Here is a 10,826-nt window from a genome sequence, read left to right on the forward strand (position 1 = left end):
GTTACCAGTTGTAATCTGTCTCATAGCCTGCCGGGAAGAGCAGGTGGCCCGCCACCTCTTTGAAGCAAGTCTTCACCTCTTCATTGAACTCGGTCCGCCAGTTCCCGGTTGTGCCGGTGCGGAAGGTATAGGAGGCCTTAGGATTAATGTTCTGCTCCATGGCGTCAAGGATTGTGTGCATCGGTAATGGCAGCGGCTTGTCAGCCCAGAGATAACGAATCAGCTGCTCCATGGTCCGGCGGCGTGAGCTGTGGCTGTCTACCAAGTGTTCAAAAGCGATCTGCAAACAGTCTGCTTCCCCGCTCCATCCGGCGAATTGTCCATACCACGCGGCTATACTCGGGTAATGGAGCTCTGGTATTCCCTGGATTAAAGCCAGAAATTGCTGATTGCGGTCCGGTAGAGAGAGCAGATAGGGGCGCAGCGGATGATTAGGGTATTTGTCTGTTATGAAATACGTATACGAGATGACGATATCTCTTAAGTCACGGTTAAGAAATAACGGCTTGATCTTCAGCTCCCGAAGCATGCCAGACCACCGGGGTGAATAGTACACATGCCCTGCTGTGAAATGTCCGCTACGGACGAGCTGCAGCCGCTGATAGTGGAGGCCGGAGTCTTCCGGATAGCCTTCATAGAATTCATAAGGGTTCTGCGTCATCCCCGGAATGCCTTCTAAGATCTGCTTCATCAGATGAGTACCGCTCTTGGGGACCGAGTTCAAAAATACTATAGGATATTCACTCGAAGGATCGAATGTATTCATACTCTCCAGTGTTCCTTTCTCTTGAATAGCTGCTAGTCATACTTCTCTATTTATAATATGAAGCTCTGACTATTGCTGACTAGACATTGTACATAAAAAGTAAGGGAATCTATCTGCATTGAATAATCACTTGATTTAGCTATTGCTGAAAAATATGTATGTTCAAGGGGTGCTCCTGCTGAATTTACAAATCCTGATAAACAATATTTATGAGTTCAATCTTTAAGGTCTGAATGGCTTCTTCCCGCGGCAGCATAATGAACCGGGATAAATATTCGATGTCCACCGAGAACAGGCTTAGGATATCCTCCATGGACGCTTTATCTCCGCTTTGTGCTTTTTTTACGGTCTCGATGAATGGATAAGATTTTCCTTCAGGACTTCCAGTCCCTTGCGTTTCCATTTGCTAACCCCCTGTTGAGTCATTTGCAGCTCGGCTGCTACTTCTTGTTCGGCCATTCCTTCTATGACTGTTTTTTTGATAATATACCTGCATTTTGCCCATGGTAGCATATCCAGAAGCTCATCGACGAACAGCTCAGAAACGACCATACTTTCAAAGCTGTTGTCGTAGCATTCATTATCGTAGAGCGGATTACTTTCCCGTATAAGCTGAATGCGAGTCTTGTACTGGATTCTCCATGCTGAGCGTTTTAATAATTTCCTGCAGGTTTCAACTAATTCGTCATCACAGGTAACCATGAATTTTCCTCCCCATGTTCAGTAGTACCTTCATTCCAGGGTTCAGCGGAGCCCGTTCCCCCAGGCCTGACCTAATCAATCGCTGATCCTCTCATATAACAAGTAAAATATTCCATAGATTCCACAACTGACAAAAACAAAAATTTACAAGAATACTATTTTTCTTGCGAAAGTTGTAATAATTATTTCTGGATTACCTAGTATTACGAGAATACAAGACAATAGATTGTCGAAATTCCCATTTAGGAGGCGATGACGATGAGTGACTATGTAACACCTGAGATGATGAGCACCCTGATGACCGTACTGATTATTCCGCTGCTCGGGCTGCTGGCGAGGTCTCTAATTGCTTATATCAGGCGGGAAATTGCCGGGCTTGAGCAGAGAATCGAGAATGAGGCAGTGAACAGCCTGCTTCAGCGGGCGGGGGATGCTGTTGAATCCGCTGTAATTGCCGTCAATCAGACGTTCGTGGAGACGCTCAAGCAACAAGGCAGTTTCGACACGGAGGCGATGAGGAAATCTTTTCTGCTGGCTAAAGAGAAGGCGATAGCGATCCTGGGAGAAACCGCACGGAAGGAGCTGAGTCTTGTGATCGGCGACCTCGAAGCATGGCTCGAGACGAAAATCGAAGTTTGTGTGAACCGGAATAAACAGTTGTAAAAACCCATCCGGGTTTCCCTTTGATTAGTAAAGGAGGTCCAGGCTTCACCATGATCACTATGCTCATTACTAAAAAGTTAGGGGATGTATGATGAAACATTCAAAAAGGAAATGCAAGCTTGTGCAGCAAGGACGGTTAGGCATAATCAGCAGATGGCTGTGTCTCTCGCTTCTAATTCTGATGCTGGCGCCAGGCGCTGTATTCGGGTCGGGGAAAATAGTCCACAACATTCTTCCGGGCCCTGAGGCGGACACTGTCACCGCGGCAGTGTACGAGGATGAGCCGCCAATACCACAGCTTCATCAGGCGGCAACGGTTAAGAATTCGGTCTATGGCTCCGTCTATCAATCGGTGTATGAGATAGACCCTACCCTGGGAGTAATTCTGAACCACGGAGTCTATCAGATGAACCTGATGGCTGTAAGTAATGTCGAGGGGTCGATGAGCCCGGTGTCGCCGCTGCTACAGCAGATCCGGTTGTCGCAGGCCTCGGGGGTGATTCCAGGGGGGCGCGGCTTCATGCTTCCGCAGGTGGTGGCTGTCAAGGATCCGGCGGGTAATCCGCTGCCGGGTATTCCCGTCACGTTCACCGTCTCGGAGGACAGTACAATTACTGCGGTCATGCGCGGGCTTAATAGTACTGGAATTACAGTTGTGTCGGATGCGAACGGATATGCATCTGCGGCTAACAACTACACAGGATATATAGGAGAAGGCTATCAGGTCTATTCGAAGGGAACCGGGGTCATTAAGACCATGGAGGTAAAAGCTACCGTTCCCGGTCTTCAGCCGGTTACCTTCAAGGTAGAGGTCGGTGCCGTAGGCTCTAACCTGATCGATACGACGCCGCCTTCCATCAAGGCAACGGCGGTAACGGATAACGGTGCTCCTTACATTGCCGGGACCTGGACCAGTCATTCCGTGACGGTACATTATACGGCAGAGGATACGTTGTCAGCGATCAAATCCCTGACCCCGGATCAGAAATTCACCGCTGAAGGAGCAGGCCAGACGGCAACGGGCAAGGCTGTTGACAGTGCGGCTACCAGTGATGAGGATAAGAATCATTATTCCATCGCAACCTTCGGTCCCATCCATATTGATAAAAGCGCTCCGGTTACAGAAGTAGCTGTAACAGGTGCCGAATCCGGCAGCTGGAGCCGGGGGAAGGTTGCGCTGCATTTTACCGCTGAAGATCCATATTCCGGTGTGGAAGCGATCTATTACAAGCTAGGCGGGAGCGATACCGTGAGAACTGCCGGCCCAAGCGCGGCGCTGGAGCTGGAACAGGAAGGAGCGACTACCGTCAGCTACTGGGCAGTGGACAGAACCGGGAATGCTGAAGCTCCCCGCACGGTAGTAGTGCAAATTGACAAGAGTGGTCCGCTGATCGCCAGTATTCTAAGTCCGGAAGCGAATGAGAAGGGCTGGAACAGCACGGATGTTACGGTCTCTCTTACCGCATCAGATGCCCACTCCGGAGTGAAGGAGATTCATTATAGACTCGGAGCGGACGGCGAAGAACAGATTGTGGCAGGCAGCACGGCTGCTTTTGACGTCCCGGTGGAGGGAATCATCCCTCTGGAATTCTGGGCCGAAGACCATGCGGGCAATCTGACGGCTGTACAGAAGACAGAAGTGAAGATTGACAAGACGGTCCCGGTCATTACTGTTCCGGCGAATATTACAATGGAAGCGAAGGCGGTACGTACCCCTGCCGATATTGGACAAGCCTCCGTTCAGGATATCTCGGTCCCGGATGTTCTACTGACGAATGATGCCCCTGGAGACTATCCGATCGGGACAACTACCGTGAAATGGACAGCGGTGGACCCGGTAGGACTCACCTCCTCACAGGTGCAGAGAATTACTGTAAAAGACACGACAAAGCCGGTATTAACCGTGCAGGGAGATATGGTTGTGGAAGCTACAGCGGTTAAAACGCCGCTTGTGGTCACCGGAGCGTCGGCTACGGATATTTTCCCGGTCATTGTGGTGAATGACGCGCCAAAGGAATTCCCCATTGGTCCGACTACCGTCACCTGGACGGCAACCGATGCCAACAGCAATGTAACTACAGCAACACAGAAGGTCACCATTGTAGACAGAACAAAGCCGTTATTGACGGTTCCGGCCGACATTACAAAAGAAGCTGTAGGCCGAAGAACTGTGGTAGATCCGGGGAAGGCCGCCGCCACAGATATTTTCAAGGTGTATATTACGAATAATGCGCCTGAGGATTACCCGGTGGGCATAACCAAGGTGAGCTGGACGGCCAAGGATGAGAATGGCAATATCTCTACAGCAGATCAGACGATACATGTTACGGATACCACCAAGCCTGTACTGACAATACCGAAGGATATTACCGTAGAAGCTACGGCTAGACGGACGAAGGTGAATATTGGACAAGCCGAAGCCAGCGATCTGTTCGATGTGCTTCTAACTAAGGATGCCCCGGCGGATTATCCGGTGGGCGTGACCAAGGTTACCTGGACCGCCACAGATGAGCATGGAAATGTCACCGAGAAAGTGCAGAAGATTACAGTTACAGATACAACGCCTCCACAGTTAACAGTGCCTGGAGACATTACCGCAGAGGCAACCGGCATTAAGACTCCAGTGGAGCTGGGGGAAGCGTCTGCCAAGGATATTTTCAGTGTTACTGTAACCAACAACGCCCCGGAACGCTTCATCTTCGGGACAACAGTCGTTACCTGGACGGCTACAGATGAGAACGGCAACACCACCAAGACAACACAGACGGTGAAGATCGTAGACACGACGAAGCCGCTGGTCACACTGCCAGGGGGCATAACGGCAGAAGCTACGGGAGCAAGCACAAAGGTAGACATCGGCCAGCCGGTGGTTACAGAAATTTTTGCCGTGACAGTCAAGAATGATGCTCCGGCGGAATTCCCGCTTGGCACCACCAAAGTAACATGGACGATAACGGACGAGCATGGCAATGCAACTAAGGGGACTCAAGAGGTCAAGATCGTAGATACGACCAAACCGGTCATTACAGCACCGGAGGATCTTACGGTAGAGGCCACGGCGGTCAGATCCAAGGTTGCTCTGGGCGAGCCGGTGGTCTTCGATCTGTTCGAGACCGGGATCATTAACGATGCTCCGGTTGATTTCCCGGTCGGTACCACACTGGTTACCTGGATGGCCAGTGATCCAAGCGGCAATGTGGCTATCGCGAAGCAGAAGGTAACGGTTGTGGATACGACTGCGCCTAAGCTGTCTATCCCGGCAGATGTTAAGGTTGAGGCTACGGGGATTAGAACTCCAGTAATGACTGGAGAGGCCACAGCCACGGATATTTTCCCGGTCACTGTAATCAGCAATGCTCCCGAGAATTATGCAGTAGGCATTACTGAGGTAATCTGGACGGCTAAGGATGCCAACGGTCTGGTAACCACCGGCAAGCAAAAGGTGACCGTAGTAGATACCACGCTGCCCATCCTGACGGTTCCGCAGGATATCAGTGTGGAGGCTACCGCAGTAAATACTCCGGTTCAAATCGGCAAGGCTACGGCGACGGATCTGTTCCCGGTCACGGTGGTCAGCAATGCTCCGGCCAGCTACCCGCTCGGCAAGACCATTGTCACCTGGAAGGCGACTGATGCGAACGGCAATTTCAGTACCGGAACGCAGACGATTACAGTAACAGATACCACAGCACCAGCCATCGCTGAAATTCCGGACTACATTGCAGAAGCCACCGGACAGACGATGCAGATTAAGCTGCCGGTGCCTGCGGTCACCGATATCTTCGGGATTGCCGCAGTGAGCAGCAATGCTCCGGCTTCCTATCCGCTTGGCGTGACTGAAGTCACCTGGACAGCGAAGGATGTGAACGGCAACGTATCCACGCGTAAGCAAAAGGTTACTATCTTGGACACCACGAAGCCTGTGCTTACTGTACCGGAAGATCTGACGGTAGAAGCGGCGGCGGTAGAGACTCCGGTGGAGATCGGTCAAGCGTCTGCCACGGATATCTTCAAGGTGACGGTGAAGAACAATGCCCCAGAAGCGTATCCGCTGGGCGTAACAGAAGTGGTCTGGACGGCAACCGATGCGAACGGCAACGTGACAACGAAGGTGCAGAAGATCAAGGTCATGGACACGACGAAACCGGCGCTTACCGTGCCGGAGGATCAGACAGTGGAGGCAACAGCTGTTGAGACTCCAGTGGAGATCGGAGTGGCAAGGGCTACAGATATTTTCAAGGTAACAGTGAAGAATAATGCCCCGGAAGCTTATGCGCTGGGCGTAACAGAAGTGATCTGGACGGCAACTGATGCGAACGGCAACGTGACTACGAAGGTGCAGAAGATTAAGGTTGTGGACACCACGAAGCCAATAGTAACTGTGCCAGAGGATCTGACGGTAGAAGCGACAGCTGTAGAGACTCCAGTGGAGATCGGTCAAGCGTCTGCCACGGATATTTTCAAGGTGACTGTGAAGAATAATGCCCCGGAAACATATGCGCTGGGCGTAACAGAAGTGATCTGGACGGCAACCGATGCGAACGGCAACGTGACAACGAAGATGCAGAAGATCAAGGTCGTGGACACGACGAAACCGGCGCTTACTGTACCGGAAGGTCTGACAGTAGAAGCAACAGCGGTAGAGACTCCGGTGGAGATCGGCGTGGCAGCGGCCTCGGATATTTTCAAGGTGACGGTGAAGAATAATGCCCCGGAAGCGTACCCGCTGGGCGTAACAGAAGTGGTCTGGACGGCAACCGATGCGAACGGCAACGTGACTACGAAGGTGCAGAAGATTAAGGTCGTGGATACGACGAAGCCGACACTAACTGTACCGGAAGATCTGACGGTAGAAGCAACAGCTGTAGAGACTCCGGTGCAGATCGGTCAAGCAGCGGCCACGGATATTTTCAAGGTGACGGTAACATCGGATGCTCGGGATGCTTATCCGCTGGGAACAACGACAGTTACCTGGAAGGCCAAAGATATCAATGGTAACGAGGTTACCGGGGTACAGCGGATTACCGTAGTGGATACGACACAGCCTTTGCTGAAATTCGAAGGACCGCTGCAGCTGACCAAGGAAGCAACGGCTCTGGAAACCCCGGTAGAACTGGAAGTGCCAGCGGCGCTGGATTTCTTCCCGGTCACTCTAACCACAGATGCTCCGGGAGAGCATGGCGCGATCACTTCTGAGAAGACCCTAACTGCAAATTTCCCTATCGGTACTACGATTGTAAAATGGACAGCTATAGATAGCAGCGGAAATTCCGCAGTGGGCATCGTGAAGGTGACGATTGTCGATACGGCCAAACCTGCTCTTAAGCTTCCGGCTGATATTACTCTAGAAGCATCAGCCCTAAAGACGCCGGTGGAGATCGGCGTGGCAACAGGGACAGATATTTTCAAAGTCACAATAACCAGTAATGCGCCTGAGAGCTATGCGCTAGGAACCACTGAGGTCACTTGGACCGCTACGGATGCGAACGGCAATGTCAGCACTGGCGTGCAGAAGATTACGGTGGTGGATACCACGAAGCCGGTGTTGAAGCTTCCGGCTGACAAGACGGTGGAAGCAACGGCGCTGAAAACTCCGGTAGAGATCGGCGTGGCCACAGGGACAGATATTTTCAAAGTCACAATAACCAGTAATGCGCCTGAGAGCTATGCGCTAGGAACCACTGAGGTGACTTGGATGGCTACAGATGCGAACGGCAATGTCAGCACAGGCGTGCAGAAGATTACGGTGGTGGATACCACGAAGCCTGTGCTGAAGCTTCCCGCTGACAAGACGGTAGAAGCATCAGCCCTGAAAACTCCGGTGGAGATCGGCGTAGCAACGGGGACGGATATTTTCAAAGTCACAATAACCAGTAATGCGCCTGAGAGCTATGCGCTAGGAACCACTGAGGTGACTTGGACGGCTACAGATGCGAACGGCAATGTCAGCACTGGTGTGCAGAAGATTACGGTGGTGGATACGACGAAGCCGGTGTTGAAGCTTCCGGCTGACAAGACGGTAGAAGCATCAGCCCTGAAAACTCCGGTGGAGATCGGCGTAGCAACGGGGACGGATATTTTCAAAGTCACAATAACCAGTAATGCGCCTGAGAGCTATGCGCTAGGAACCACTGAGGTGACTTGGACGGCTACAGATGCGAACGGCAATGTCAGCACAGGTGTGCAGAAAATCACGGTGGTGGATACGACGAAACCTGTGCTGAAGCTTCCGGCTGACAAGACGGTGGAAGCAACGGCGCTGAAAACTCCGGTGGAGATCGGCGTAGCAACAGGGACGGACATTTTCAAAGTCACAATAACCAGTAATGCGCCAGAGAGCTATGAACTGGGAACAACCGAAGTCACTTGGACGGCTACAGATGCGAACGGCAATGTCAGCACAGGCGTGCAGAAAATCACGGTGGTGGATACCACGAAGCCGATGTTGAAGCTTCCGGCTGACAAGACGGTAGAAGCATCAGCCCTGAAAACTCCGGTGGAGATCGGCGTAGCAACAGGGACGGACATTTTCAAGGTAACAATAACCAGCAACGCGCCTGAGAACTACGCGCTAGGAACCACTGAGGTGACTTGGACGGCTACAGATGCGAACGGCAATGTCAGCACTGGTGTGCAGAAGATTACGGTGGTGGATACGACGAAGCCTGTGCTGAAAGCTCCGGCAGATGTTGCTGCTCCGGCAACCGGAACCAAGACGCTTGTGAACCTGGGCCAAGCGACAGCGAGCGACATCTTCGGAGTTGTGCTGAAGAATGATGCTCCGGCTGACGGCTTCCCGTTAGGAATAACAGTGTTCACCTGGACGGCCACGGATGTTAACGGTAATGTATCGACGGCGGTGCAGAATGTAACCGTTACTCAGACGTTCAAGGTTCAATCGTATAATGCGAGCAGAAGCAGCGTGACGAATACGATTTTTCCGCGAATATCCTTTGAGAATACCAGTAAGTCTACCTTGCAGCTCTCCAGCATCAAGCTCAGATATTACTACACCGTCGATGGAGAGAGATTCCAGAGCTTCTATACGGATTATGCCAGAGTATCAGGCTCGAATACCAGGGTGATTCAGTCCTATGTTACGGGAAGCTTCCAGAAGACAGCAGGCAAAACCGGCAGTGATTATTATCTGGAAATCGGCTTCACCAATGGTGCCGGAAGTCTGAAGCCGGGAGAAACTGTAGAAATTCAGTGCAGATTCTGGAAATCGGATTTCTCAAATTATTATCAGACCAATGATTATTCCTTCAATGGACAGGCAACGGGCTTTACAGATACCAGCAAAATTACGGCCTACTCCTCCGGCAATCTGATTGCAGGGATGGAACCGTAAGCGGCTAAGTAAGCATTGCACGGCTTCCAGGCTGTTGCCGGATCAGTGGCTGCAGCTTGGAGCTATTCATTAACGGGAGATCAACCAGCTCCATTAGCGGGGGTACGATATGCCAGACGACATGAATGAAATCCTTCAACGGTTGACCCGGGTAGAGACCAAGCTTGACATCATGAACAGTGCAAGGGATATTGCGCTTGAGGCCATGCAGAGCAGCAAATCGGCGCATTTACGGATGGATGAGATGCGGGATGAGCTGTCCAGATTGAAGCTCAGGCAAGGGGAGAATCAGCGCTGGCTGGTGGGCACGATCATTAGCAGCGTGGGGATGTGTATTGCCGCAGCGGGACTTTTGATGAAAATATTAATCGGGTAGCAGACAGGAAGAAGGAGATGGGGGAATGGCCAAAGGCTTTGATTGCGCAGCACCGCTAACACGTACACTGGCAAAGAAATTCAAGGAGGATGGTTACGAATTCGTATGCCGTTACCTCGTGCCCTCCGGCTGGAAAAGGTTAACCCAGGCGGAGGCGGTTGCCATCAGCGCTGCGGGGCTGCAAATTGTCTCTGTGTATGAAACGACCGCCAGCCGTGCGCTGGGAGGCCGTGCCGCCGGTCTGACAGACGGGGCGATTGCCGCACAGACGGCCCTTGCGGTTGGACAACCTGCCGGGAGCCGGATCTACTTTGCTGTTGATTTCGACGCTTCTGCGAAACAGATGGATACGGTGATAGAGTATATTACGGCAGCAGGAGAAGCCGCCCGGAATTACCAGTCGGGTGTCTACGGGAGCGTGACCGTTATTGAAGCTGCAATGGCCGCTAAGGCCTGCACCGGCTTTTGGCAGACGTATGCCTGGAGTAAAGGCCGAAAAGCGGAGGGTATCCACATTTATCAATACGACAACGGCCCCAAGGGATTGGGTCAGCCGGTTCACGGGGTGAATGTGGACCTCAATCAGTCAAGTGGAGAGGCGGGCTGGTGGAGCACACAGTCTGCTGCGGTTCCTGCACCAGGCAATGTAAACGGGGAGGGAAAAGACTATATGATGAAGAAAGAGGATGCGGGCAAGATCATTGCTTTTCTTCAAGCGGCTTATATGGCTGCAGGTAATGCAGAGTCTGGAAAAGAATTTCACCGTCTGGCTAATGAGCTGCGCAAAGCCTCGGGCCAAGCGGCAGACCCGAATAACCGTTAATCCGCAAGAAGGATTATAGGCTGCCTTAGGGCGGCCTTTTTGACATGCGATTATACATAATTATTAGAATAAATGGATTTATTTATAACTCCGGCTGTAAAAAGCGCTATGGATTTTACTTTATCTATAGGATCGATTTTTTACA

General features: G+C 51.7%; 7 protein-coding genes. 4 read left to right on the top strand and 3 right to left on the bottom strand.

Going from position 1 to position 10,826, the window contains the following annotated elements; genetic code table 11:
- Position 1 precedes the first annotated feature (1 nt).
- The 3 genes from MKY64_RS07400 to MKY64_RS07410 all read right to left on the bottom strand — a co-directional run bounded on the left by MKY64_RS07400 (position 2) and on the right by MKY64_RS07410 (position 1,468).
- Positions 2 to 766 (bottom strand): sulfotransferase domain-containing protein, encoded by a 765-nt coding sequence (locus MKY64_RS07400; protein WP_340951918.1) that lies wholly within the window; start codon positions 764 to 766, stop codon positions 2 to 4.
- Between the two features lie 184 nt (positions 767 to 950).
- Positions 951 to 1,079, bottom strand: a complete 129-nt coding sequence (locus MKY64_RS07405; RefSeq protein ID WP_235192101.1) for a hypothetical protein — start codon at positions 1,077 to 1,079, stop codon at positions 951 to 953.
- A 29-nt stretch (positions 1,080 to 1,108) separates the two neighbouring features.
- Positions 1,109 to 1,468: a sigma-70 family RNA polymerase sigma factor gene (locus MKY64_RS07410; RefSeq protein ID WP_340951923.1), complete on the bottom strand. Its 360-nt coding sequence runs from the start codon at positions 1,466 to 1,468 to the stop codon at positions 1,109 to 1,111.
- A gap of 258 nt (positions 1,469 to 1,726) precedes the next feature.
- Here MKY64_RS07410 and MKY64_RS07415 point away from each other — a divergent pair, with 258 nt between their 5' ends.
- The 4 genes from MKY64_RS07415 to MKY64_RS07430 all read left to right on the top strand — a co-directional run bounded on the left by MKY64_RS07415 (position 1,727) and on the right by MKY64_RS07430 (position 10,681).
- Positions 1,727 to 2,131 carry a hypothetical protein gene (locus MKY64_RS07415; RefSeq protein WP_340951925.1) on the top strand — a complete coding sequence of 135 codons (405 nt, stop codon included), beginning with the start codon at positions 1,727 to 1,729 and terminating at the stop codon, positions 2,129 to 2,131.
- Positions 2,132 to 2,222: 91 nt separating this feature from the next.
- On the top strand, positions 2,223 to 9,482 hold the full coding sequence (locus tag MKY64_RS07420) for an HYR domain-containing protein (protein WP_340951927.1): 7,260 nt from the start codon (positions 2,223 to 2,225) through the stop codon (positions 9,480 to 9,482).
- A gap of 109 nt (positions 9,483 to 9,591) precedes the next feature.
- The gene (locus tag MKY64_RS07425; protein WP_036700963.1) at positions 9,592 to 9,858 is read left to right on the top strand and encodes a hypothetical protein; all 267 of its coding nucleotides are present in this window, start codon (positions 9,592 to 9,594) and stop codon (positions 9,856 to 9,858) included.
- Positions 9,859 to 9,883: 25 nt separating this feature from the next.
- On the top strand, positions 9,884 to 10,681 hold the full coding sequence (locus MKY64_RS07430) for a DUF1906 domain-containing protein (RefSeq protein ID WP_340951930.1): 798 nt from the start codon (positions 9,884 to 9,886) through the stop codon (positions 10,679 to 10,681).
- Positions 10,682 to 10,826: the final 145 nt, after the last annotated feature.

Origin of the sequence: Paenibacillus sp. FSL R7-0210 (assembly GCF_038009085.1) — a bacterium.
Lineage (GTDB): Bacteria > Bacillota > Bacilli > Paenibacillales > Paenibacillaceae > Paenibacillus_AQ > Paenibacillus_AQ silagei.